Origin of the sequence: Burkholderia sp. BCC1999, assembly GCF_905339975.1 — a bacterium.
In the GTDB taxonomy this organism is placed as follows: Bacteria; Pseudomonadota; Gammaproteobacteria; order Burkholderiales; family Burkholderiaceae; genus Burkholderia.
In genome coordinates, this window is record NZ_CAJPHP010000004.1 from 234,610 (window position 1) to 257,731 (window position 23,122).

The following is a 23,122-nucleotide window of genomic DNA, read 5'->3' on the forward strand; positions in this document are numbered from 1 at the left end:
TCTGTGTCGGTCGTTACATAAATGAGGAAAGGAACCGACATGAACCGACTTCAGGGCAAGCGTGCACTCATCACGGGCGGCAGCCGCGGCATTGGCGCGGCAATCGCGAAACGGCTGGCGGCCGATGGCGCGGACGTTGCAATCACCTACGAAAAATCGGCCGAGCGGGCGCAGGCGGTCGTCGCGAGCATCGAGGCGCTGGGCCGCCAGGCCGTCGCCATCCAGGCCGACAGCGCCGATCCGGTTGCGGTGCGTGACGCGGTCGACCGTGCCGCGGAGGCATTCGGCGGACTCGACATCCTCGTCAACAACGCGGGGATTTTCCGGGCCGGCACGCTCGACGACCTCACGCTCGACGATATCGACGCAACGCTGAACGTGAACGTGCGCGCGGTGATCGTCGCGTCGCAGGCGGCGGCGCGGCATCTCGGGGAGGGCGGGCGGATCGTATCGACCGGCAGTTGCCTCGCGACGCGCGTGCCCGATGCGGGGATGAGCCTCTATGCAGCGAGCAAGGCCGCGCTGATCGGCTGGACGCAGGGGCTCGCGCGCGATCTCGGCTCGCGCGGCATCACGGTGAATATCGTGCACCCGGGCTCGACGGATACCGATATGAATCCGGCCGATGGCGAACATGCCGGTGCGCAGCGATCGCGGATGGCGATTCCGCAGTACGGCAAGGCCGACGACGTCGCGGCGCTCGTGGCGTTCGTCGTCGGGCCGGAAGGGCGATCGATCAATGGCACCGGCCTGACGATCGACGGCGGTGCGAACGCGTAAGGTCCGACGCCCGGCGTGATTCGGCCGGGCGGCGTGGTGTTCGTTATCGGCAGCCGAGCTGCTGATGCTCGGCTTCCAGGTCGGCCCGTTTGTCATAGGCGCGCAGTTCGTTGCGCGGCTTGCCGTCCGGGCCGAAGCCGCGCACGACCTTGTGACCGCGGTCGGGGGCGTGCGTGACCGCGTCGACGCCTGCGGCCAGTTCGCGGCAGCGGGCGTGGGGCGATGTGCTTTCCAGATGCGGTGCTGCGGCAGCCGTGACATTGGCGATGCCCGGGCTGACATAGCGTGGCCTGGTGGGTGCCGTGCCGGTATCGGTGGCGTTCGCCGTGCAGGTCAAGGCCGAAAGCGCGGCCAGCGCCGCGATGGTTCGAATCATGGTCGGGTGCGGGTGCGGGTGCGGGAGAAGGTTCGGGATTCTACGCAATGCGCAGTGCGTGTCCGCGGGGATCGGACGAAGTGCGATCGCATGTCGCATGTCACGACGATGAAACGCAGAGGATCGCCAACGGCTTGTGCGTACGGCGCACAGTGCGACACGGCGGACGAAGGCCTCATTTACAAAGACGCCACGTGTACTTAGGATGGCGCCATCTCGGGCTCGTCAGAAATCCTATGCGAACAGTTGATCGGGCGATGCTCGCCTTGCTTTGCCTTGGCCTCGCCGCGTGCGGTGGCGGCGACAACAATGCGGCGCAGACCGTTGCGGGCACACCCGTTTCGCCGGCGTCGTCCGCCGAGCCTGCCAGCGCGGCGTCCGGCAGCTCGTCTTCATCGGCGAGTCCCGCCAGCCCCGTGCCGGCGTCCAGTGCGGCCGGCACGACGCCCGGCGCGGCATCCAGTGTGGCCGGAGCGACGCCCGGCGCGGCATCCAGTGTGGCTGGCACGGCCTCCGGAGCGGCGCCTTTGCCCACGCAAGGTGCAAATTCCGTTCTCGTCGCCGACGTAACCGTCTATCCGGCCGCAGACGGCAGCGATCAGGCCGATGCGCTGCAAAAGGCATTCGACAGCCTGAAGACCGGCCAGCGCCTCGTCATCGCGCCGGGGCGTTACGTCGTCGGGCATTCGCTCACGGTCAGCGTGCCGCAGGCGGTGATTTCCGGATACGGCGCGACGCTGGCCGCCACGAATCCCGCGGACCAGACGATCGTGATGAGCGGCACCGGTTCGACGCTCGTGGGCGTGACGCTGGTCGGTATCGGCACAACGCGCCTTACGACGCCGGCGTCGACCAAGGTCGAGGTGACGGGCGCGGGCGTCCAGGTGCTGAAAGTGACGATCGACGGCGGCGCGAGTGCGGGGATTTTCGTGTTCGGTGGCAATGGCGTCGCGATCGTCGGCAATACCGTCCATGCGACGCTGGCCGATGGCATCCACACGACCAACGGATCGATCAACGTGCTCGTGCAGAACAATACGGTGACGGCCACCGGCGACGACCTGATCGCCGTCGTCAGCTATCTCGGCGACGGCCGTCTCAGCAGCAACGTGCTGATCGACCATAACGCGGTGTCCGGCAACCCGTGGGGGCGCGGCATTGCGGTGGTCGGCGGGCAGGCCGCGACGATTTCGAACAATACGGTCGACGGCGTGCAGAAGGCGGCCGGTATCCTGGTGGCGCAGGAGGACAGCTGGAACACGTATGGTGCATCGAACGTCATGATTACCGGCAACGTCGTGACCAACATCCAGAATTCGAACGTGAACAACGGACTGCAGCCGACGCAGCAGGCAGCGATCGAACTGGACACGTGGACGGGAACGGTGACGAACGTGGCGGTGACGGGCAACAGTGTGTCCGGCTCCGGTTATGCCGGTTTTCGGGCGTACGGGAATGTGTGTTCGTTCAGCGTAACGGGGAATACGTTCTCGTCGATCGCGGGTGCGCCGCTGTCGCTGCTGGCGAGCGGGTGTGCGGCGAGCCAGATTGTTGTCGATGCGAACCGGTTGGGCGATGGCAGTTTGATGGCGCTGCCGTCGGGGGCATCGGCGACGGGGACGTTTAACGTGACCGGTGCAGATGCGAGTTTGATGCCGCAGGTACGGACGGGGTTGATGTGAGGGTGCGGGCGGTGGTCGCCTGATGGCGTTGTGCGAGCGCGGATCCGGCAGGTCGAGGCTGGTGGTGGCGCGTAGCGGGGGAGGTGTGGGGCTTGGCTGGTCCCCCCGACAGGAATCGAACCTGTATCTAGCGCTTAGGAGGCGCTTGTTCTATCCATTGAACTACGGGGAGCGGATAGTTTGAGCGGGATAGGCTGAACCCTTGTGAATCAGGCTCTTTGCCTTGTCCTGTGTGCCTTTCCGGGATTTTCGTCTTTCCGCGTATGACGCGAAATGACGGGTTGTGAAGCATAGTTTAACGCCCCGCCTGCTACAATTCTGCTACAAATCAACCCTGTAGCAGCGTATGTGAATGACGCATTGCTACAGTCCACAAACGGGGTGTTTCATGGCTTCGATCCTCAAGATCGGCGACCGCTGGCGGGCTCAGGTCCGCCGGCGGGGACAGAGTATATCAAAGACATTTCGAACGAAGGGCGCGGCCGAAGCGTGGGCGCGCGAGATCGAGGGCGGTATCGACAAGGGGCAAGCTGCCGTCGACGAGCAGACGATCACGGTCGGCGAGCTGGTGCGCTTGTATCGAAACGCTCGCAATGATTCCGGCCGACCGGTCGCCGAGAAGTCGAACGAAGACTACATGCTCAAACGGCTGGAAAGTCACTTTGACGATGAGGTGGCGGCGAAGCTATCGACCAAGCGGCTGGTCAAGTTTGCCCAGGAGCGAAAGAAAGAGGGGGCAGGGCAGTACACGATCGACATGGACGTATCCAAGCTCGGGACGGTGTACAAACACATGGCCTCGCTGCTCGATCTGCGGTTGCCGCACGCTCCGAGCATTGCGCGGCCGACCCTCGATCACCTGCAGCTCATCGGGCCGGGGAAGCATCGCGATCGGCGGCCGACGCGCGAAGAGATCGTGAAGATCTTCGAGTGGTTCGCTGAACATCCGGAGCGCGAACAGGCGGTGCCGGATGTTATCCGCGTGGCGATGAAAAGCGCATTCCGGCGTGGCGAGCTATTTCGGTTGACTTGGTCGGACCTCGACGTCGAGCGCCGGCTCGCGCTCGTCCGCGATCGCAAACATCCGCGACAGAAGAAGGGCAACGACGAGTGGGTGCCGCTGATCGGCGACTCGCTCGAAGTGTTGCTGCGTCAGGCGCGATATCCGCTGCCACCGGCATACGAGGCGAAGCGCAAGGCGGACCCGAGGATCGAGCCGCATCCGAACGAGTACATCTTTCGGTTTGGTAAGAGTACAGCCAGCAAATATTTCAAGCTTGCATGCGTTGACAAGGGTATCGTTGACCTGCGTTTGCATGACTTGCGGCATGAGGCAACGAGCGCACTCTTCGAGGGCGGCTGGGAGATCCCGGAGGTGGCGGCGGTTACGGGGCACAAGGACTGGCGCAATCTGAAGCGCTACACGAATCTTGATCCGGCTCAAGTCGCAAAAAAGGGTCGCACCAGCGGCGTTGAGTATTCGTAAAACGGTGATGTTAGGTTCGCGGGTGCTTCTGTCCGTGCGGGACGACATTCATGGCGCACCACAGTCAAGTTTGATAGTATCGCGCCGTATACAAAGGAAAGTTCCGTCAGTCAAGACATGATACGACTCCAGAATCCAGCGCTCGGGCAGGTAACGTTCCTGCTGAACTTCAAGGAGCCTCAGACGAACATCCGCTTCGCCCAAGGCGACGCGGAGGTTGCGTTTGGGTCGTTTGGTGCAGGACAGTCGCAGCAAACGAACGTGCCCGATGCGGCGGATCCGTCGATGCCGCGGATTATCTTTGCGAAGGATCGTAATTCGATCGCGATTTCGCAGATTTCCGTCCAGTATACGCGCGGGGCTGTACCTCGACCTCATGGGACTTTGGATCAGCAGTTGCAGACTGTTGTAGAAGAAATTCAAAACTTTTACCGACAGGCACTGGAATTTCGACCGGCGCACCAGTACGTGCATGAAGCAGTAATTGTGCAGATTAATTATCCGTCTTCGGAGTCGATGGCTGATCTGCATAAGTATGTGTACGATCGCTTCATTTCATTCCGGCCGCTCGGCGAACTGGCGAGTGTTCAGCTTCAAATTGGCTTTAAAATTAATGATCTGTATTTCAATTTGGGTGCGTCGGTGTATCAGACTCGTCATTTTGAGTGGAAAAGTCCCGCGCAGGCTGGCATCAATCCATCGACCGTGATGCTTGCGCTAAACAGTGGCAAGCTTATTGAGAAGGGTTTGCAGTTTACGATCGATGTCAATGACCGCCCGCGACATGAGGTGGGGCGGAGTAAAGACGCAGCAACTCCCGACAAATTGCTTGAGACGATTTGTCGATTTACTCGCGAGCAATTGCCGACTATTGTCAGCGACAAATGATGACCTCGAACCTTCCTGTGTTTCTAACTCAACCCGTGACGACTGGAGCGGAAGAGTGGCGTGTTCCATTTGACCCTAACACGCCCTCGCTTAACCTCGATCATTTTATTCAGCTGTCGACCGATCATACGACGCGTTCATATGTTGTGCGCTCAATTGATTCCGATAGTTTCATGAGCGCGATGTTTACATGGGCATGCGACCGAGTCGGTGAAATCGACTTGCTAAAGTCGTTTGCCGCCTGGCAAAAGCGTAAGCTGGATTATGATGGTTTGTACACTGCCTATCTGCTCGAGGCGCTTTCAGAAGAGGAATTTGTTTCCGAAGCACATTCCTTTGCTACGGTACTGGAGCAGCCAGACGAGCAGCGGATTCTGGACGTCGCTGAACGGTTAGCGGCACTGCTTCCGTTTGAAGTCACAACTGCCGATCTCGCAGAGTTTCTCAAAACAGAGCCGCGTCTCGTTTTGGAGGCGATTGCCAGTTCGGACAAGCCGAAGCTGCGTGCTTTGTTGCCTGAGCATATTTTGAAAGCGGACGACCGGAAGTACTTGAACCACGAGCAAACGGGCGAATAAGAGATGGCTCACGCGATTGCTATTTGTTCTTCGATAGAAGCGGAAAAGATCGAACTTAAGACGCGAAAGTTCAATGCGTCTCCGCCAACCATTGATCCGGGATCAAAGCAAATGCGTTGGGGGTTCCAGCTTGGGATGAACAGTAGCGCGTGGATCGATCAACCATATTCTTCTCCCATGAATGACGTCGTATTTACGACGTCTATGGTCGCGCAGGGCGACTTGTTGACCGGCGGTTGTATTGACGGCTGGTCGCGGAAGCCTTTAGGGAAACCGCACGTCTCGAAAGGCTCCGCTTCGCATTCTGCTACATTCGTCTCCATCAAGGGCGGTTGCTATGCCCATATTCAGACTCCTGCGCGTGAACATCTTGACTCGCCCGCCATGGCCGGGAAGATCAAAGAAGTCGCGCAGGAGGCTCGCGAACGTGTCCCCGCAGTTGCCGCAAACCTCGACGATTCGGCTAAATAGCTGTTCATGCAGCTAGTCGCCGTGCCCGTGCTGACATGTCGTCCAGATACTCGGCAACGGCATCGTATGCAGCGAAGCGCGCCCCGCCTTCCTTGTACGTCGGGATCGGAAATGTCTCGGCACTAATCTGGTTGCGGATCGTGCCTTCCGACATTAGCAGTAGCTGGGCGAGCTGCGCCAGTGTCATGCGTGGGCCGTACTTTTCAAGGATGTACGCGCGCGTCAAAAGGCTCACAGCGATCCCCCATTCAGGTGGTCATGACGGGATTCGTCACCCGGATTTGGATCGATGCGCTCGATCTCGGCGAGGATCAGTGCGCCGGCCTTCACCAGTTCGCGTCGACGATTGTCGTCAATCTTGGCGCTCCAGCCTTCCGGTAGGATTGCTTGGCCGCACGTCGCGCCGTAGCCGGTATCGGCCGCAGTCCAGTCCCGGACGCTCGGGGGCATCGCATAGTGCGAAGCGAGCGCTGCAATCTCACCGCATACATATCCATCGTCGCGGTCGGCGGTCCAGCCTTTTTCCGCGATCTGCCGGCGACGCTCCATGAGTACGTCGACAGCAGCCGGGGTCAGGTCGCACGCGCCGGCGATTGCAGACGCGGTGCGCCGTTCAAGTAGAAGTCGAAGGATGGTGTCAGGGTTCGCGAGGGCGATATAGGTGGCATCGCGCAACGCTTGATCATAGTCCTCGTTCCCGGTCGGCCGGCAGTCGCAAATATCCTTCAGGTCGTCGCGCTCGTTTTCTACCCATGCGCCGACGTTGATCCAGTTCCCCTTGGTGGCTTTTTCGGCGGCCGCTTGCAGGGCATCGTAGTTGCTAGTGGTGTTTTCCATGATGCTCCTCGATTATCGAATGGCGCTGACGATACGATCGAGCTTGCCGTCGATCTCCAAGGTGACCAATACCTGCATAGCTGTTGCCATGCGTTCGAGGACGGTGGCGTACCGTTCAAGGCGGTCGATATCCGCCGTTTTCAAGAGGCGTTGCATCGTGTCGCCGAGTTCGTTTGCAGACTTCCGGACGCTACCTGCCGCTTTCTTCGTCGACTCTGCAACCTGCTTCTCGGCGTCGACCATGCGAGACAGCGAGCGCTCAAAGAGTGCGATTGCGTCGTGGGTAGCGGACTCGGCTTTTGCAAAATCGGTATTCATATCTTTTGTTTTTCGCTGAAAGTAGTTTGTATCTGCGTTGATGGAATTCGCAATCATCGTGGCCGCTTCTGCGGGGTCGAAGAGAGGGCCTTCACTGTCTTGCCTGATCGGTTTGAGTCCGCACACTTCAAATGGACTCCTTCGTCGTGTCATTTCACTGTGCCTTGTGTTGTGGAAGTGCGCGGGCGAGTTGCATCAAGCCGGTTTCGAGTGTGATCCCGGCGGTTGCTGCCCAGGTGCGCGTGTCCTGCGCCGCCTTGTGGCGAGCGAACGATCCGATCTCGTCGGCCATGAGGTCCAGCAGCTCGACGTCGGCCGCGTGCGAGATGTCGGTGATCAACGCGCGGATCTCGATGCGTAGGGCGTCGAGCCGCGAGAGCCTGCCTTGGCGGGGCTCCGCCAAGGCTTCGTTCGTTTGGATAGGTTTGCGCCGCGCGAGCGGCGCTTCGTCCTTCTGGATCGCTTTTGCGGGCGTCAGCCCGCTGAAGTCCGACTGCATCGAAGTGCCGTTGACGCTCGCCAGTGCGATAGCCGGGCGCTTCTCCGCGTGTTCCCGCTTTCGCGGCAGCGGACGTGGGGTAGAAAGGGCCGGGCGCGGGGTCAATTTGCGGCTCCGGTCGGGAACGGCCATGCGGATGCGGGGTCGAGGCCGGGCTTTGCTTTCCGCGCCGGGAATGCTGTATCGAGCAGCGCCTTATTCGACGCGATCCGCTGCTTATGGCCGATGGCCGTCAACACATCCGACAAATCAGGGCGTTCACCCCTGTTGGTGGCGGCAAAGAATTCGACCGTCATGTCGGGATCGGGCATGTCGATGATCCCGTGCGCCCATTCGAGAATGCGCTTGAATGATGCTTGCTCGGCTTTCGTTCGCCCGTGGACCGGTGATTTGATCGTCTCGATGAGCCGCGCTGCGCCGGAACGAATCGCTTGAACGCGCGTCCATACCGCGCGCGTCTGGTGCGATACCTTCAGCGGGTCGCTCGCGAAGCTGGTCCCGGTGTTGTATTCGATCGCGTAAATCCACGCGCCCGGTGCGGGTTGAGCGACGCGAATGTAGGCCAGCGGGCCCTTGATTCTCCCGGTTCGGTCAGGTCCGCATACCGTATCGATAGGCTCGCAGCCGCCATTTGCGTCCGGCTCGGAGACCGGCCAGATCTTTCCGGACGAAGGGCAACCGAGAAGATCGGCGGGCGGCAGCAGCGCAGTGTGTACTGCTTCGATGGTCGGCTTTGCCAGTCGGCCGAAATTCTTGTCATGGAGTACAGCCTGCAGGGCCTGCAAAAGTTGCTTTGACTGTTTCTCACTGATCTTGGCAGGGGCGCTTTGGCGAGACGTTGCCTGCATCGGCGCCTGCGTTTCGATCCTGGCTTCGGCGGCCGTCGATGCGGCGAGCTGTGCGGCGTCGGACGTGGCATCGGTGTCCGTATCGGTGTCGGCGGGTGCGGGAGCTGCATGCTCGGGCGAAGGTTCCGGGTCCGGGTGCGTATCGAGCAGGGGCGCTGCATCGAGGTACTTCTTCGTGACCTTCGTCTTGCCGGCTTCAGCGGCTTTGGCGATCCCGACGACGATGCGTTCCAGTGCTTTGTCGCCGCCGTGCAGGCGGATCTGCTCGATGGCCAGTGTGCCGGTACATTGGCCGTTCCGTACGAGCTGATGCAGTTCAGCCGGAGCCCGTTCTAGCAGACCGACGTCGCGGATCGTTTGATCGGTGACGTTCAAGCGCTTGCAGATGGCGGCAAGCGTCATGCCTTGAATGTCGCGCAGCTCTGCGACGGCAGCGGCCAGATCAAGCGGCGACGACTGCTTGCCGTTGTTGCTGAGATAGCCGTCGATCACCATTTCGGCGCGATTGACGGTCTTGGCGTCACGGACGACGACCGGGATCTTGCCGATGTCCTTTCCTGCTTCGATTGCCTTGCCGGCAGCAAGGTAGCGGTGCTGCCCTTTGTATACGAAAAACAGATCCTTGCCCTTGACCTTCCGCGCGTAGCAATGGAGCGGTGAACCCTTGTCGTACCCGTTCTGCATCATCAGTGCAGTGAGGTGCGCCACCCATTCGGGATCGACTGGTCTGATGTTGTCAGACGGGTCGTAGTGAAGCCGTTCGTACGGGACCATCCACAGGTCCGCCGACGTTGCGCCGGCCGCGGCTGCGGCCGCCTTCGTATTACCGGTTTGGATCGCCCCGGTCAGGTCGAACTGTTGCGTGCGGTCGTCCATTACGCGACCTCCCGTGCCGCAGAGGAGTGCGCCTTGCCGGCCTTCTTCGCTTTATCGATCGCATTCGATGCCGCCATTCCGATACGGAGGGCATCCGGACTTCGCAGAGTTGTGCGGTTGGCCGCGTCGACTATCGCGGACAAACTCGGCTTCGGCGACGGGTCGGTGGACGCCGTGAAGGCGGCGCTGGCCGGTCAGTCGGTGACGCCCGAGCAACTGCTCGCGTTGAAGCAAGCCGATACCGACTTCGAGCTGAAGATGCGGCAGACCGGTTTCGCTCACGCGGAAAGCATGGCGGGCATTCAGGTGCAGGCCGACAAGGTCGTGGCCGACGATCGCGCGAGCGCTCGCCAGTACGCTGCGGCCGAACACGACCACACGGCGCGGAATCTCGCCTACATGTACACGCTGGCGTTGTTCGTCGTGATCGGGCTGGAGTTCTATCTGGCGATCGGTGAGATCAAGATGCCCGACGTCGTGAAGAGCACGCTCGACACGCTGCTCGGAGTGTTGATCACGATGGTGATCGGCTCGAAGGAGTATTTCTTCGGGTCGTCGTCGCGCGCGGACAAGCAGGCGGACCGCATCACGCAGTTCGCCGTGTCGCCGGATATCACGGTGACGGGTGGGGCGATCGATCCGAGGGCGATCGCGTCGGTTCCGGTCGAGCGCCGAACGCCGTGACGGTGGTAAGTCGCCGAAAAAACAGGGTGGGCCGGGCGCGATGGCAAGTACTTGTATCCGGCTGCTGATTTGAAAAGCAGCCAGATGCCTTACCTGCGATCGAGAATGTCTTCGATTGACAGAGGAACGAACTTTACTAGATTGCTTTAAGAGTTGCAAAAATGTGCACAACACTCGGGAATGTGTTCGCAAATGGGCGGGCTAATGACAATTTCCTAACAAATATTACAAATTGCATTCTGTCAAGTTAAATTGTGTAAAATATGTGAGGGGATACGTAGAATATGTGATACGTTGTTGAGTACCGTCTGGGTTGCAGGATTACGCGAATTAAAACAATGAATTTAATTTGTTAAATGATTTTGAAAGATTTTTTGAAAGAAAAAGATGATTCTTAACAGAGTTGATCGTGCTGGTTGGATTTCTGCATTTAATGTGCTGCTGATAGGAAGGTCTAAAATAATCGGAAAATATCCAGGGTGGAAATCTAGTCTTTTATGGTTTTCATTGATTGGGCCGTTCGTAATACTGTTTGTCCAAGGCGGCCGGATAGTGTCGGCTTCGGGCGCGATTCCTCCTGATGTTCCAGTTATTCGTTCGACCGGCCATTTCAAGCAGGTTACCAAAGGGCAAGCCTCGTGGGTTGCTTTTGAAACCACCGACGGCCACTCATACAACATGGAGAGGGGAACCTCGATTAGTGCTCAAGGCAGGATTCCCGGCGGAAATCCGCCTCCCTTGGTCTATGTCGAAGGGTTTTTGTTGGAGAGTGGTCGTGGCAGTTTCTGGCCAATGCTGATTAAGGCGCCAGATGGGAAATTGTTTTCTACGCGCGAACAGTCGATGGGGCTTCTCGCTGCTGTGCGTAAACGAAATATGCAGCTTCTTGTTGGTGAGTGTGTGCTATTGGTGATTTTTTCGACAATATCTTTTCTTAATCTTATTAAGATTAGGAAGAGTCTAAAGGGGTAGCTATGGCTGGGACCATTTCTGTTGCGCAAGCACTTGAGGATCTTTTCTTGCAGGCTGTGGGGACTTCGACTGGCACCACCGATGCATTTAACTCGCTTAACGGTGCGATTAATTCAGCGTCGACAACACCTGGAATTTTGAATGCGGTTAGTGGTGCGGCGGGTGTTACAGGAGTCGGTGCTAGTACGATTCAGATGTTGCAAGGTTTTGCCGCGAGTTCTCCTGAGGCAGCAGCAATTGTAAGTAAAATAGTCAACGGTTCTGCATATGCTAGCCTTATCGCAAACCTAGGTTTGGTTGGCTATCAAGCAACGAGCCCGGATCCCAATGTCCAGGTGCAAAATAATACTTTGCTAACTACTTTGGGGAGTGCATTGGGAGCTGCGGCGTTGAAAACGCCGGAGGGTGCGGCTGCAGCTACAATTGGATTGAGCATCGCTGCGGCTGGGTTTCTTCTGGCGGGTGTTGCTACCAATGATAATAGTAAATTTGCGAATACGGTTTCGTCGATCCAGAATTTAATTAATTCGTACTACAGTAGCCTTTCTACTGATTTAAAGGCGACGTTTTCATCTGGCTTCGTGACTAATGTCCAGGGTATGCTTGGTGGAGGCATGTTGGTGCCGCAAATCGACCAATCTGGCCAAATTAACGGGTATCGTGTTGATATTCCAACGAGTGTAACGTTGCAGCCGGATGGAAGTGCGCTTTATACGTTTTCTTCTGGGCTTACCTATCAGCAAGGAGTGAAAGGTGGTTCCGGGACGCTTCAAAATTCATCAATCTCATCGGAGAATATTTGGACAATTCCTGATCCAAACTCTGCTTCGTCAGCTATGTTAGGATTGTTGGCTGATGGAAGTTACTCGTTTATTTCAAAGGATTCTCAAAATAATAACGTTGCTGAAGTATATATTGACGGCCCTGGATCATATTCGATTGCGGGTAGTTCTAATGTTGCGACGTTCGGAAGCGTGCAATCATCAAATTCCGCTGTTTCTGTTGGCGCTAATACATTTCTGAAGGTTGTTGGCAGCTCCGATAACATTTCTGTTAATGGGGTGGGTGGTAACATCACGATTGGTGGTAATGGTCGAGATGCAACGGGTGCTCAGGATGATCACGTTAACTTTGCAAGTGGCGTTTCCGGTATCGTCAACACGCTTGATAATTCGAGAGTTGATGTAAGTGGTAACGGCATCACATTGAACGCGGGCAACAGCGTCTTATTCGGCCTTAACGGTATGGGCGATACGGCATATGTGGCGGGGGCAAATAGTACCGTTTTTGTCGGTGGAAATGGTCAGAACGCCACTGGCGCTCAGGATAATCACGTCAATTTCGCAAATGGCGTTTCCGGTATCGTCAACGCGAACGATAACTCGCGGGTCGATGTGAGTGGTAATGGCCTCACCCTTAATGCGGGCAATAGTGTCCTGTTTGGCTTAAGCGGCGCGGGCAACACAGCAACTGTGACGGGCGTGAATAGTTCCGTTTGGATCGGGGGTAATGGTCAAAATGCGACGGGTGCGCAGGACGATCATGTCAATTTCGCGAATGGCGTCTCTGGTATCGTCAGTGCGTTTGACAACTCCCGGATTGATGTGAACGGTAACAGCGTCACCGTGAACGCAGGTAACAGTGTCCTGTTTGGCTTGAGCGGGATGAGTAATACGGCGACGGTCACGGGGGGTAACAGTTCCGTATGGATCGGGGGTAACGGTCAAAACGCGACAGGTGCGCAGGACGATCATGTCAATTTCGCGAATGGCGTCTCTGGTATCGTCAATGCGTTTGACAACTCCCGGATCGATGTAAATGGTAACGGCATCACCGTGAATGCGGGCAACAGCGTCCTGTTTGGCTTGAGCGGGATGAGTAACACGGCAACGGTCACGGGGGGTAACAGTTCCGTATGGATCGGGGGTAATGGTCAAAACGCAACGGGTGCGCAGGACGATCATGTCAATTTCGCGAACGGCGTCTCTGGTATCGTCAATGCGTTTGACAACTCCCGGATTGATGTGAACGGTAACGGCGTCACCGTGAACGCGGGCAACAGCGTCCTGTTTGGCTTGAGCGGGATGAGTAATACGGCGACGGTCACGGGGGGTAACAGTTCCGTATGGATTGGTGGAAATGGACAGAACGCTACAGATGCGCAGGATGACCACGTTAATTTCGTGAACGGTGTTTCTGGCACTGTCAGTACAGTTGATAATTCACGGATTGACGTGAGTGGTCATGGTATTACCTTGAATGCCGGTAATAACACTACAGCAGGTATTGCGGGTGATCGAAATACGGTCAATGTCAATGGATCGGGGGGGAGTGTTTGGCTTAACGGATCTAACGATTTGGTGAATATGATCGCTGGGTCGGTTGTGAATGTTAGTAGTGGGACCGGAGATACCTTGAATGGCAGCAATGCAATTATAAATATTACGGGGAATAATCAAACGATTTGGGCCTCCGGTCAATATGACACTATCACGGTTACTGGCGTAGGCGTTACGGTTTATGCGCAAAATAGTATCGTGAATATGGTTGGCGCCGCTGCTAACAATAACAGTAATATTATTATTGGATCGGGAAACACTGGTACAGGATGGACGCTGGGTGACGGATATCAGGCTTTGATTGGAACGCCTCATGCAGTTGGAGCGCCGCCGCCTCCGTCGTTACCCGTTTTTTCTGACCCAAGTGCAGGTGTTCCCGGATCTAGTTCTAACGGAGATGGAGGGGTCGAAGTTTATCCGGTGCCTAATCCCCCGGACCTAAATCCAGTACCGATCGGAGGGCCGCCTGCGAGTGACCCAATTATTTTGTCGCTTGACGGTCAAGCCGTCCAAACAACGGCATTGGCAAGTTCCTCTACTTATTTTGATATGCTCAACGACGGCAGGATGGTCCAGACGGCTTGGGGCACCGCAAACGAAGGTTATCTTGTTTATGATCCAAATGACCGGAACAACACCAATGTTGTAACGCAAGATAGCCAATTGGTAGGTGGCTTCGATGAGCTTCAAAAGCTTGCACAACACGCAGACGGTACCGCACATGGGACGTTAACTGCATCCGATGCCCTTTGGAATAGTCTTAAGGTGTGGGTCGACACGACAGGCACGGGGCAATTTCAGACTGGTCAGTTGAAGAGCCTCGACCAGCTCGGCATCACGTCGCTCAACCTCGATGGCACGCAGGCTAACCGGAACAATAACGGCAATCAGATCCTGACTAACAGCACGTTCACGCGTGCTGACGGTAGTACGGGCGACATCGCGGGTGTGAATCTGATGTACGACCCGGGGGCTACAGCGGATAAGGTCGACAGCCAAATGCGCAGTCTCATCGCCGCGATGGCGTCCTATGACGTACCGGCGGCAAGCAGCACATTGTCGACACCTGTCCAGCAGAGTCCGATTGTTGAACTTGCAGCAAGCCTGCATTAAAAGCGCTGCTGACCTTGCCGGCATTGCAGTTGCGATGCCGGCGAGTGAATAGCCAATATCTACTCGACCGCCCGAAATTTCTTCGGGCGGTACTCGTTTTTGTTCGATGAACGCCTCTGTCAATCCTGCTAGTGCCGGCGCTATGCCAGCGACCGACTGCGGCCTCGCATGTCTCGTTGCGATTGCTCGTTTTCACGGAATTGTCGCTGACGCAGGCAAGCTGCGTCACGTTGCCGCTCGAGGCGACGCGCCATTCGATCCCGATTCGCTTGTGCTCGCAGCGCGTTCGCTGGGGCTCAAGGCGCGCGTTGTGCCGTTTGTGCCTGAGCGTCTAAATAAAGTCCCGTTGCCCTCACTGGCCCTTGACCGAGACGGCCGGCATTTTATTGTCGCGCGCAGCGACGGCGATACAGCGCTGGTGCTGGAAGCGGACAACGCAGCACCGACGGTTGTCGCGACTGACTCGCTATCGACGCGCGCGACGGGATACCAGATTCTATTTGCTTCACGTGCTTCGCTTGCAGGCGAACTCGCCCGCTTTGATTTTTCATGGTTCATTCCGGCGATCGTCAAATACCGGCGACTGCTGCTGGAGGTGCTGGGCATCTCGATTGTTCTGCAGGTCTTCGGGCTTGTATCGCCGTTGATGTTTCAAGTAGTGATGGACAAGGTGCTCATCAACCATACGAGCAGCACATTAGCCGTCGTATGCATTGCGTTATTCGTCAGCTCGACGTTTGAGGTCTTGCTCACCGGCTTACGAAATTTCATCTTTTCCCATACGACAAATCGGATCGACGTCGAACTTGGCACGCGGCTGTTTCGGCATCTAGTTGCCTTGCCGCTGGACTATTTCGCTGCTCGTCGCGTCGGCGATACCGTCGCACGCGTGCGCGAGCTGGAGAACATCCGGAACTTCTTGACGGGGCAGGCGTTGACAGCCGTCATTGATCTCGCGTTTTCCGTCATCTATCTCGCGGTGATGTGCGTGTATAGCGTGTGGCTGACGTTGATCGTTGCCCTGTCGCTTCCGATATATGCCGGGATTTCCGCGATTCTCGTACCAGTGCTGCGACGACGACTCGATGCGAAGTTCGCGCGTGGCGCTGATAGTCAGGCATTCCTGGTGGAAACAGTCACGGGTGTCGAGACCGTCAAAGCCATGGCTGTCGAACCGCAATTCGTTCGTAAATGGGAGACTCAACTGGCCGCCTATGTGACGGCGGGATTTCGTGTGACTTCTGTCAGCAATGTGGGGCAGCAGTTGATTCAATACGTTGGGAAGCTTGTCACGCTAGCAACGCTGTTTTTTGGGGCTAAGCTCGTCATTGATGGTCATCTGACCGTTGGGGGGCTTGTTGCCTTCAACATGCTCTCGCAGCGGGTTGCGTCACCGGTGCTTAGATTGGCGCAGCTCTGGCAAGATTTCCAGCAGACGGGCATTTCAATGCAGCGGCTTGCCGATATCCTAAATATGCGCACCGAGATCCCGTCCACCGTGACGGCAATGCCAGCTATCCGCGGTGACGTTCGTTTTGAGCAAATCCGATTCCGCTATCGCCCTGATGGCCAACCGGTACTGAATGACGTCTCGCTTGATATTCGTGCAGGTCAGGTCTTGGGTATCGTAGGGCGGTCTGGGTCAGGCAAAAGCACGCTGACGAAATTGTTGCAACGCTTGTACTTGCCCGAGGCAGGGACGATTCGTATCGATGGTGTCGACCTGGCGTTGGCCGATCCGGCGTGGCTGCGTCGACAGATCGGCGTAGTGCTGCAAGAAAACCTTCTGTTCCGGCGGACGATTCGAGAAAACATCGCGCTGGCAGATCCGGGCGCGCCCCTTGAAGCTGTGATGCGCGCGGCCCAGTTGGCCGGCGCTCACGAATTCATTTGCGAACTGCCGCAAGCCTACGACACCCTGATTGAGGAGCACGGCGGTAATCTCTCTGGCGGTCAGCGTCAACGGATCGCGATCGCAAGAGCGTTGCTGACAAATCCGCGCATCCTGATTTTCGACGAGGCTACGAGCGCACTCGACTTTGAAACCGAGCGCGCTATCCAGCAGAACATGCGGGCGATCTGTGCGGGCCGGACCGTTATTATCGTTGCGCATCGTCTGACGGCAGTACGTCATGCAGATCAAATCGTTGCGATGGATCGAGGCCGCATCGTTGAGCGCGGTGTGCACGATGAACTGCTCGCAAAGGGGAGCTACTACGCTCACCTTGTGTCCTTGCAAAACGGAGCATAACCATGTCGCTTCGTTATGATGCATTCCGTGACTTGTTCCGTCGATATGCCGCTGTATGGCGTGCGGCGTGGGCGGTCCGCGCAGACCTTGAGGCAGTGCCAAAGCGTGATTACGAGCTGGCATTTCAACCGGCGCACCTGGAGCTTGTTGAAACGCCGATGCATCCGGCGCCGCGATGGACCGCGCGCATGATCTCAGCGCTGGTGGTTGTTGCGGTTTTGATTTGCTTGATTGCGCGGCTGGATATCGTTGTGACCGCAAAGGGCAAGCTGGTGCCCAATGCGCAGGTCAAGATCATCCAGCCGGCCTTGACGGGAGTTGTCCGGGAGATCGCAGTACATGACGGTCAGCGGGTCGTCACGGGGCAAGCGTTGCTGAGATTGGACACGACGCAGGCGGCGGCGGACGAAGACAAGGCGAAGGCGTCGCGACAGGATGCTGCATTGGCCGCGGTTCGTGCGCAAGCGCTGCTCGACTCATTGCAGACAAACGAGCCGCCCAAAGTTGCTTTGGTCGATGGTGTGTCGGACGATCGACAGCGCGAAACGCAGCGACTCGCCGAAGGCGCGTGGCGCGAGTTTCGCGACAAGTTGACATCGGCGAAAGCTGAGCTAGCGAAGCGCGATGCCGAACTGGATAGCACGCGTGCGGAAGTCGCAAAATTGGCATCAACTTCGCCTCTTGCTCGTAAGCAAGCAGACGACTACAAGGCGCTGGCGGTCGATCAATACGTCGCCAAACACGATTATTTAGAAAAGGAGCAAACGGCGCTCAATCAGGAGCATGAGTTGACTGCGCAGCGCGATCACGCACGGGAACTTTCCGCCGGTATTACCGAGCAGCGCGCAGATATCGAAGCGACAATTTCGCAGTTTCGGCGCGAGCAACTGGATGCATTGGAGAAGGCCAATGAACAGCTTGCACAAAGTCGTAATGACGAAACGAAAGCACACACGCGGGCCGGATTGATGAGTCTGAATTCGCCAGTGGCGGGAACGGTTCAGCAATTGGCAGTGCACACACTCGGTGGAGTTGTGACGACTGCTCAGGCTGTCATGGAGATCGTGCCGGACGACGCGCTGGAGGTTGAGGCTACGATTGACAATCGCGACATCGGGTTTGTCAAGGTCGGGCAACGCGCGGCCGTTAAAGTAGAAGCTTTTCCTTACACGCGCTATGGACTACTCGAAGGTGAGGTGGTGTCGGTTGCGAATGACGCTGCGCAAGACAAGAAGCAGGGTCTTGTATTCACAGCGCGCATTCGCCTCAAAGCTAACCGGATTCGAGTTGATGATCGCTGGATCGCGTTGACACCCGGCATGGCGGTAACGGCCGACATCAATACTGGCAAACAGACCGTTGCACAATATTTCCTCAGCCCGCTTGTTGAGGGTGCGCAAGAGAGCCTCCATGAGCGGTAAGAAAAGAGTGTGGTTGGCCGGCGCGGGGCTTGTGCTGGCTAGTGTTCCGGTTTGGGCGTTCGATCCGCTTTTCGCCGAGCGCAACGTGCCGGAAACGCCTGCTGCCGGAATCATCGCCACTCCGCAAGCCTGCCAGTTTGGCCCGCTCGGGTCGCCGCTCACATTGGAAGAGGCGGTTGCGAGATCGCTTTGCCATAACCCGAAAACCCGTGTGGCTTGGGCTGACGTCAAATCACGCGCGGCTGCAGTCGGGGTGGCCCGAGCAGCATTCCTACCGACGATTTCCGGCGACTGGCAGGGCGTGCGCGACAGTTCGCACACGGACGTGAATGACCATCCACAACTGAGTTCGCGGTCAACCGCCGCGATTCGCTCGGAAAGCCTGACATTGAATTGGCTGCTGTTCGACTTTGGGGGGCGCACGGCAGCTGTGCGTAACGCGTCCGATCTGCTTGCAGCCGCGAGGGCAACGCAAGATGCCGCGCTGCAGGACCAATTTGGGACGGTGGCGAAAGACTACGACTCGGCCGAAGCCGCACAAGGCGCGCTTGATGTGGCGCGCGAGGTCGAACAGACGACAGCAGACAGTGCGACAGCGGCGCAGACGCGGGTTGACCGGGGCGTTGCGCCGATCTCGGATGCACTTCAGGCCCAGACGCAGCACGAGCAGGCTGCGAACGATCGGATTAGGGCAGAGGGTGATTTACAGGCTGCGTTGGGGGCGCTTGCGGCCGACATGGGGCTCGACCCGACAGTGCCGATGAAAGTGCCGCCGATCACTGCCATGGCGTTGCCAGGACGGGATTGGGACGAGCCGGTCGCGAAGTTAATCGAAGAAGTCAAACGCACACATCCGACGGTGCAGGCTGCGCAGGCCCAATTCGAAGCCGCGCAGGCCAAGGTGGCACAAACCCGCGCAGAAGGGTTGCCGAGTGTGAGTCTTGTGGGCAAGTACAGTCGTAACAATCAGCCGGCCAGCCTTGGACTTGGAATCCCGACATTCCCTGCTACCGGGCGCGATGCGTTTATCGGCGTTCAGGTTAGCATCCCGATTTTCGAGGGATTCAGTCGACACTATCAGATTGATCAGGCGAGGGCAGAGGCGGAGCGGCAGCAGGGCATGCTAGACGGAGCGCGCGAGCAGGTTGCGCTGAATGTATGGTCGGCGTGGCATGCATTGCATACGGCGACCGCTAGCGCCGCGCAGAGCGAGAAATTGTTGGCCATTGCGCGCCGCGCATTTGATGCGGCGCAGCATCGTTATCGGATGGGGGTGGGCAATATTCTGGAACTGTTGAATACCCAAGCAGCTTTGGCAATGGCCGAGCAGCGACGAGTGCAGTCGCTGGCCGACTGGCGCAGCGCACGGTTTTTGTTAGCGTCGAGACTCGGACGCTTGGATTTGAGCGATGTCGCGGATGAGTAGCGAAGTGCGTGGTCCGCGTCATTGCGTGCGCTACAAATTTGCTACAGCAAGGGGTGGGTGCCTTGCTGGATAAGCCTTGCGCTTATCATTCCATCCCCTGAACTACGGGGAGAGCCATGTCCAGGCAATCGCGCGAAAAACGCGAACCGGACGGCGGTGTGGACAGCGCGCAGAGTATAGCAAACGCGCGGCGCGTCGGCGGGGCGGAATGCGTGCCGACGCGCGTATCGCGGGATCAGCCGAGACGGGAACGAAAAATCAGAAATCGACGACGACGAAATCTTCCTTGCCCACGTCGCACAGCGGGCAGCGCCAGTCGGCGGGAATGTCGGCGAAACGGGTGCCGGCCGCGATACCCTCGTCGGGCAGCCCTTCCGCTTCGTTGTAGACCCACCCGCAAATCAGGCAGACCCAGCTCTGGTATTCGGTTACTTCGCTCATGTGGCGCTCGGGAAAATGGAAACTCGGTGATGCCGTCCGCGGCCTGGCCGGCGGACGAAAGGCGCAATGGTACCGGAATTTCGTCGAACGCCTCCGCAACGTCGTTTTAAACGTACGCATCGCGAACAACCGGCGTCGTCGCGTGGGGCGGGCATGCAGTGTATGCTTCGTGAGCCTGTCAATCTGAAGGAGGAAACGATGCTCAACAGAAAGTGGATCGCGGGTGCGGTGTGTGTCGCGGCGCTGGCCGTGTCGACGCTCGCGCGCGCCGAAGCGCGTGTGTTCTTCGTCGCGCCGCAGGACGGCGCGACGGTGTCGAGTCCCGTGCACGTGAAGTTCGGTCTCGAAGGCATGGATCTCAAGCCGGCCGGCGACATGACGCCGAATACCGGTCACCATCACCTGCTGATCGACGGCCAGCCGGTGCCGAAGGGTGACGTGATCCCGGCGAGCGACCATTCGCTGCATTTCGGCAAGGGCCAGACCGAAACCGACGTGAAGCTGGCGCCCGGCCAGCACACGCTGACGCTGCAGCTCGGCGACGGCGCGCACCGTTCGTACGGTCCCGAAATGAGCTCGACGATCACCGTCAACGTGAAGTAATCGCACCTCCGCGCGGGCGCCCGGTGCGCCGCGCGCGGGATTGCCGATCGGCCGGCCGCGGGCATCGGGCCGGCTTTTGCCCGTTTGTGCGGGCATGCAACCCGCACGGGCGGCATCTGTCTGGTAACCGGCGGCCAGCCGTCCATCGCACCGCGCCGGCGCGTTTTGTGTGCCCCTTGCAGCTCGTCCATCCGGCCATGCCGGTGCCGGCCTCCGCGACCGGTACAATGGGCGCTTCCGATTTCTCTCTTCGCCGTCTCCCCATGTCGCTCTATTCCATTACCGGCGCGCAACTCGCGTTCGGTCACGTCGCGTTGCTCGATCACGCGGATTTCTCGCTGGAAGCCGGCGAGCGCGTCGGCCTGATCGGCCGCAACGGCGCGGGCAAGTCGTCGCTGCTGAAGATCGTCGCCGGTCTCGCGAAGCCCGATGACGGCCTGATCACGCGCCAGCAGGAACTCGTGACCGTCTATGTGCCGCAGGAGCCCGAATTCGAGCCGGGCGCGACGGTGTTCGACGCGGTCGCGTCGGGGCTCGCGCACACGCGCGAATTGCTCGAGGAATACGATTCGATCGCGCACCGCCTCGCGGATATACCCGAAGGCGCCGAACACGATGCGCTGCTCGCGCGGATGAACACACTGCAGTCGTCGCTCGACGCGCACGACGCGTGGAGCTGGCGCACGCGCGTATCGATGACGCTTGCGCAGATCGGCCTGGCGGACGTCGATGCACCCGTCGATGCCTTGTCGGGCGGGATGCAGAAGCGTGTCGCGCTGGCGCGCGCGCTGGTGTTGCAGCCCGACGTGCTGCTGCTCGACGAACCGACCAACCACCTCGACTTCGACGGCATCCGCTGGCTGGAAGAATTGCTGGTCGCGCAGCGCGCGGGGCTGCTGTTCATCACGCACGATCGCGCGTTCCTCGACCGCGTCGCGACGCGCATCGTCGACCTCGATCGCGGTCGGCTGCTGTCGTACCCGGGCAATTTCTCCGCGTACCAGACGCGCAAGGCACAGCAGCTCGAAATCGAGCGCGTGGAAAACGAGAAGTTCGACAAGCTGCTCGCGCAGGAAGAAGTGTGGATCCGCAAGGGCGTCGAAGCGCGCCGCACGCGCAGCGTCGGCCGCATCGCGCGGCTCGTGCAGATGCGCAACGAGCGCGCGGAGCGCCGCAATACGCTGGGCAATGTGAAGCTGGATGTCGCACAGGGCGAGAAGTCCGGCAAGATCGTCGCGGAGCTGACCGACGTGACGAAGCGCTACGGCGGCCGCGCGGTCGTCGATCGCTTCTCGACGACGGTGATGCGCGGCGACAAGATCGGCTTCATCGGCCCGAACGGCGCTGGCAAGACGACGCTGCTCAAGCTGATTCTCGGCGAACTGAAGCCCGACGAAGGCACGGTGCGCATCGGCACCAACCTGCAGGTCGCCTATTTCGACCAGATGCGTGCGCAGCTCGACCAGGAAAAGAGCCTCGCGGATACGATCAGCCCCGGCAGTGAATGGGTCGAGATCGGCGGCGTGCGCAAGCACGTGATGAGCTATCTCGGCGATTTCCTGTTCGCGCCGGAACGCGCGCGTTCGCCGGTGAAGTCGCTGTCGGGCGGCGAGCGCAACCGGTTGCTGCTCGCGCGCCTGTTCGCGCGTCCGGCCAACGTGCTGGTGCTCGACGAACCGACCAACGACCTCGACATCCAGACGCTCGAACTGCTCGAGGAACTGCTGGCCGACTACGACGGCACGGTGCTGCTCGTCAGCCACGATCGCGCGTTCCTCGACAACGTCGTGACGTCGGTGATCGCGGCCGAGGGCGACGGCAAGTGGCGCGAATATGTCGGCGGCTTCAGCGACTGGCAGATCCAGAGCGCGCGCGCGGATCAGCTCGCGCAGCAGGAAGCCGCGAAGCGCGCGGTCAGCGAGGCGGCACCCGTCAAGGAAGACGCGGCGAAAAGTGCCGCGGGCCGCAATGCGCAGCGCACGGTGAAGCTGTCGTTCAACGAGCAGCGCGAACTCGATTCGCTGCCGGAGAAGATCGCCGCGCTCGAAGAGGAGCAGAAGACGATCAATGCGCGGCTCGAGGACGGCTCGATTTTCGCGAAGGATCCGCAGGAAGGTACGCGCCTGACTGAGCGCTTCGCGGCGATCGACGACGAACTGCTCACCGCGCTCGAACGGTGGGAAACGCTCGAGGCGAAGCGCAAGCCGGCGTGACGCGTGCGGTGCGCGCCGAT

The 23,122-nt window shown here is 58.8% G+C and carries 21 protein-coding genes and 1 tRNA gene; 14 read left to right on the forward strand and 8 right to left on the reverse strand.

Annotation, left to right across the window (positions count from 1 at the left end):
* Positions 1-39: 39 nt before the first annotated feature.
* Positions 40-780: an SDR family NAD(P)-dependent oxidoreductase gene (locus U5809_RS07575; protein ID WP_322086046.1), complete on the forward strand. Its 741-nt coding sequence runs from the start codon at positions 40-42 to the stop codon at positions 778-780.
* 43 nt (positions 781-823) lie between these two features.
* Here the strand turns inward: U5809_RS07575 and U5809_RS07580 are convergent, their stop codons facing one another.
* Positions 824-1,156 carry a hypothetical protein gene (locus U5809_RS07580; RefSeq protein ID WP_322086047.1) on the reverse strand — a complete coding sequence of 111 codons (333 nt, stop codon included), beginning with the start codon at positions 1,154-1,156 and terminating at the stop codon, positions 824-826.
* 527 nt (positions 1,157-1,683) lie between these two features.
* On the opposite strand from U5809_RS07580, the gene U5809_RS07585 reads away from it, so the two are divergent.
* Positions 1,684-2,838 carry a right-handed parallel beta-helix repeat-containing protein gene (locus tag U5809_RS07585; RefSeq protein ID WP_415877933.1) on the forward strand — a complete coding sequence of 385 codons (1,155 nt, stop codon included), beginning with the start codon at positions 1,684-1,686 and terminating at the stop codon, positions 2,836-2,838.
* 97 nt (positions 2,839-2,935) lie between these two features.
* Here U5809_RS07585 and U5809_RS07590 read toward each other — a convergent pair.
* Positions 2,936-3,010, reverse strand: a tRNA-Arg gene (locus U5809_RS07590).
* 216 nt (positions 3,011-3,226) lie between these two features.
* On the opposite strand from U5809_RS07590, the gene U5809_RS07595 reads away from it, so the two are divergent.
* From U5809_RS07595 to U5809_RS07610, 4 genes are all read left to right on the forward strand, one after another.
* A complete protein-coding gene (locus tag U5809_RS07595) occupies positions 3,227-4,324 on the forward strand; it encodes a site-specific integrase (protein ID WP_322086048.1) in 1,098 nt (365 codons plus the stop codon).
* Between the two features lie 117 nt (positions 4,325-4,441).
* Positions 4,442-5,212: a hypothetical protein gene (locus tag U5809_RS07600; protein WP_322086049.1), complete on the forward strand. Its 771-nt coding sequence runs from the start codon at positions 4,442-4,444 to the stop codon at positions 5,210-5,212.
* Positions 5,212-5,790, forward strand: a complete 579-nt coding sequence (locus U5809_RS07605) for a hypothetical protein (RefSeq protein ID WP_322086050.1) — start codon at positions 5,212-5,214, stop codon at positions 5,788-5,790. The genes U5809_RS07600 and U5809_RS07605 overlap by 1 nt, the downstream gene beginning before the upstream one ends.
* 3 nt (positions 5,791-5,793) lie before the next feature.
* Complete coding sequence (locus tag U5809_RS07610) at positions 5,794-6,261, forward strand: hypothetical protein (RefSeq protein WP_322086051.1); 468 nt, start codon at positions 5,794-5,796, stop codon at positions 6,259-6,261.
* 4 nt (positions 6,262-6,265) lie between these two features.
* Here U5809_RS07610 and U5809_RS07615 read toward each other — a convergent pair whose 3' ends face one another.
* The 5 genes from U5809_RS07615 to U5809_RS07635 form a co-directional block, all read right to left on the reverse strand.
* A complete protein-coding gene (locus U5809_RS07615) occupies positions 6,266-6,448 on the reverse strand; it encodes a hypothetical protein (protein WP_322086052.1) in 183 nt (60 codons plus the stop codon).
* 44 nt (positions 6,449-6,492) lie between these two features.
* Positions 6,493-7,098, reverse strand: coding sequence for an ead/Ea22-like family protein (locus U5809_RS07620; protein WP_322086053.1), 606 nt, complete (start codon positions 7,096-7,098; stop codon positions 6,493-6,495).
* 12 nt (positions 7,099-7,110) lie between these two features.
* Positions 7,111-7,473, reverse strand: coding sequence for a hypothetical protein (locus U5809_RS07625; RefSeq protein WP_322086054.1), 363 nt, complete (start codon positions 7,471-7,473; stop codon positions 7,111-7,113).
* 97 nt (positions 7,474-7,570) lie between these two features.
* The gene (locus tag U5809_RS07630; protein ID WP_322086055.1) at positions 7,571-8,047 is read right to left on the reverse strand and encodes a hypothetical protein; all 477 of its coding nucleotides are present in this window, start codon (positions 8,045-8,047) and stop codon (positions 7,571-7,573) included.
* Positions 8,017-9,639 (reverse strand): pyridoxal phosphate biosynthetic protein PdxJ, encoded by a 1,623-nt coding sequence (locus U5809_RS07635; RefSeq protein ID WP_322086056.1) that lies wholly within the window; start codon positions 9,637-9,639, stop codon positions 8,017-8,019. Before U5809_RS07635 ends, U5809_RS07630 begins: the two co-directional genes overlap by 31 nt.
* Between U5809_RS07635 and U5809_RS07640 the strand changes: the two genes are divergently transcribed.
* The 6 genes from U5809_RS07640 to U5809_RS07665 all read left to right on the forward strand — a co-directional run bounded on the left by U5809_RS07640 (position 9,622) and on the right by U5809_RS07665 (position 19,845).
* The gene (locus U5809_RS07640; RefSeq protein WP_322086057.1) at positions 9,622-10,323 is read left to right on the forward strand and encodes a hypothetical protein; all 702 of its coding nucleotides are present in this window, start codon (positions 9,622-9,624) and stop codon (positions 10,321-10,323) included. The two genes, U5809_RS07635 and U5809_RS07640, sit on opposite strands and share 18 nt — an antisense overlap.
* A 387-nt stretch (positions 10,324-10,710) precedes the next feature.
* Positions 10,711-11,295 carry a hypothetical protein gene (locus U5809_RS07645; protein ID WP_322086058.1) on the forward strand — a complete coding sequence of 195 codons (585 nt, stop codon included), beginning with the start codon at positions 10,711-10,713 and terminating at the stop codon, positions 11,293-11,295.
* Positions 11,296-11,297: 2 nt separating this feature from the next.
* Complete coding sequence (locus U5809_RS07650) at positions 11,298-14,747, forward strand: hypothetical protein (protein ID WP_322086059.1); 3,450 nt, start codon at positions 11,298-11,300, stop codon at positions 14,745-14,747.
* 106 nt (positions 14,748-14,853) lie between these two features.
* Positions 14,854-16,998 (forward strand): type I secretion system permease/ATPase, encoded by a 2,145-nt coding sequence (locus U5809_RS07655; RefSeq protein WP_322086060.1) that lies wholly within the window; start codon positions 14,854-14,856, stop codon positions 16,996-16,998.
* A 2-nt stretch (positions 16,999-17,000) separates the two neighbouring features.
* Complete coding sequence (locus tag U5809_RS07660) at positions 17,001-18,419, forward strand: HlyD family type I secretion periplasmic adaptor subunit (protein WP_322086061.1); 1,419 nt, start codon at positions 17,001-17,003, stop codon at positions 18,417-18,419.
* On the forward strand, positions 18,409-19,845 hold the full coding sequence (locus U5809_RS07665; protein WP_322086062.1) for a TolC family protein: 1,437 nt from the start codon (positions 18,409-18,411) through the stop codon (positions 19,843-19,845). Before U5809_RS07660 ends, U5809_RS07665 begins: the two co-directional genes overlap by 11 nt.
* Before the next feature lie 258 nt (positions 19,846-20,103).
* Here the strand turns inward: U5809_RS07665 and U5809_RS07670 are convergent, their stop codons facing one another.
* Positions 20,104-20,286 (reverse strand): rubredoxin, encoded by a 183-nt coding sequence (locus tag U5809_RS07670; RefSeq protein WP_034190709.1) that lies wholly within the window; start codon positions 20,284-20,286, stop codon positions 20,104-20,106.
* A gap of 198 nt (positions 20,287-20,484) precedes the next feature.
* On the opposite strand from U5809_RS07670, the gene U5809_RS07675 reads away from it, so the two are divergent.
* Together U5809_RS07675 and U5809_RS07680 are read left to right on the forward strand one after the other, a co-directional pair.
* On the forward strand, positions 20,485-20,889 hold the full coding sequence (locus tag U5809_RS07675) for a DUF4399 domain-containing protein (RefSeq protein WP_322086063.1): 405 nt from the start codon (positions 20,485-20,487) through the stop codon (positions 20,887-20,889).
* Between the two features lie 227 nt (positions 20,890-21,116).
* Positions 21,117-23,102, forward strand: a complete 1,986-nt coding sequence (locus U5809_RS07680) for an ATP-binding cassette domain-containing protein (RefSeq protein ID WP_322086064.1) — start codon at positions 21,117-21,119, stop codon at positions 23,100-23,102.
* Positions 23,103-23,122 lie beyond the last annotated feature (20 nt).

Bases quoted from the DNA above. Each gene is read 5' to 3' on its own strand.
- U5809_RS07680 (WP_322086064.1), top strand. From the start codon at position 21,117: ATGGGCGCTTCCGATTTCTCTCTTCGCCGTCTCCCCATGTCGCTCTAT.
- U5809_RS07655 (WP_322086060.1), top strand. From the start codon at position 14,854: ATGAACGCCTCTGTCAATCCTGCTAGTGCCGGCGCTATGCCAGCGACC.
- U5809_RS07595 (WP_322086048.1), top strand. From the start codon at position 3,227: ATGGCTTCGATCCTCAAGATCGGCGACCGCTGGCGGGCTCAGGTCCGC.
- U5809_RS07660 (WP_322086061.1), top strand. From the start codon at position 17,001: ATGTCGCTTCGTTATGATGCATTCCGTGACTTGTTCCGTCGATATGCC.
- U5809_RS07615 (WP_322086052.1), bottom strand. From the start codon at position 6,448: ATGACACTGGCGCAGCTCGCCCAGCTACTGCTAATGTCGGAAGGCACG.
- U5809_RS07670 (WP_034190709.1), bottom strand. From the start codon at position 20,286: ATGAGCGAAGTAACCGAATACCAGAGCTGGGTCTGCCTGATTTGCGGG.
- U5809_RS07575 (WP_322086046.1), top strand. From the start codon at position 40: ATGAACCGACTTCAGGGCAAGCGTGCACTCATCACGGGCGGCAGCCGC.
- U5809_RS07665 (WP_322086062.1), top strand. From the start codon at position 18,409: ATGAGCGGTAAGAAAAGAGTGTGGTTGGCCGGCGCGGGGCTTGTGCTG.
- U5809_RS07630 (WP_322086055.1), bottom strand. From the start codon at position 8,047: ATGGCCGTTCCCGACCGGAGCCGCAAATTGACCCCGCGCCCGGCCCTT.
- U5809_RS07620 (WP_322086053.1), bottom strand. From the start codon at position 7,098: ATGGAAAACACCACTAGCAACTACGATGCCCTGCAAGCGGCCGCCGAA.
- U5809_RS07650 (WP_322086059.1), top strand. From the start codon at position 11,298: ATGGCTGGGACCATTTCTGTTGCGCAAGCACTTGAGGATCTTTTCTTG.
- U5809_RS07635 (WP_322086056.1), bottom strand. From the start codon at position 9,639: ATGGACGACCGCACGCAACAGTTCGACCTGACCGGGGCGATCCAAACC.
- U5809_RS07605 (WP_322086050.1), top strand. From the start codon at position 5,212: ATGACCTCGAACCTTCCTGTGTTTCTAACTCAACCCGTGACGACTGGA.
- U5809_RS07580 (WP_322086047.1), bottom strand. From the start codon at position 1,156: ATGATTCGAACCATCGCGGCGCTGGCCGCGCTTTCGGCCTTGACCTGC.
- U5809_RS07625 (WP_322086054.1), bottom strand. From the start codon at position 7,473: ATGATTGCGAATTCCATCAACGCAGATACAAACTACTTTCAGCGAAAA.
- U5809_RS07610 (WP_322086051.1), top strand. From the start codon at position 5,794: ATGGCTCACGCGATTGCTATTTGTTCTTCGATAGAAGCGGAAAAGATC.
- U5809_RS07675 (WP_322086063.1), top strand. From the start codon at position 20,485: ATGCTCAACAGAAAGTGGATCGCGGGTGCGGTGTGTGTCGCGGCGCTG.
- U5809_RS07645 (WP_322086058.1), top strand. From the start codon at position 10,711: ATGATTCTTAACAGAGTTGATCGTGCTGGTTGGATTTCTGCATTTAAT.
- U5809_RS07600 (WP_322086049.1), top strand. From the start codon at position 4,442: ATGATACGACTCCAGAATCCAGCGCTCGGGCAGGTAACGTTCCTGCTG.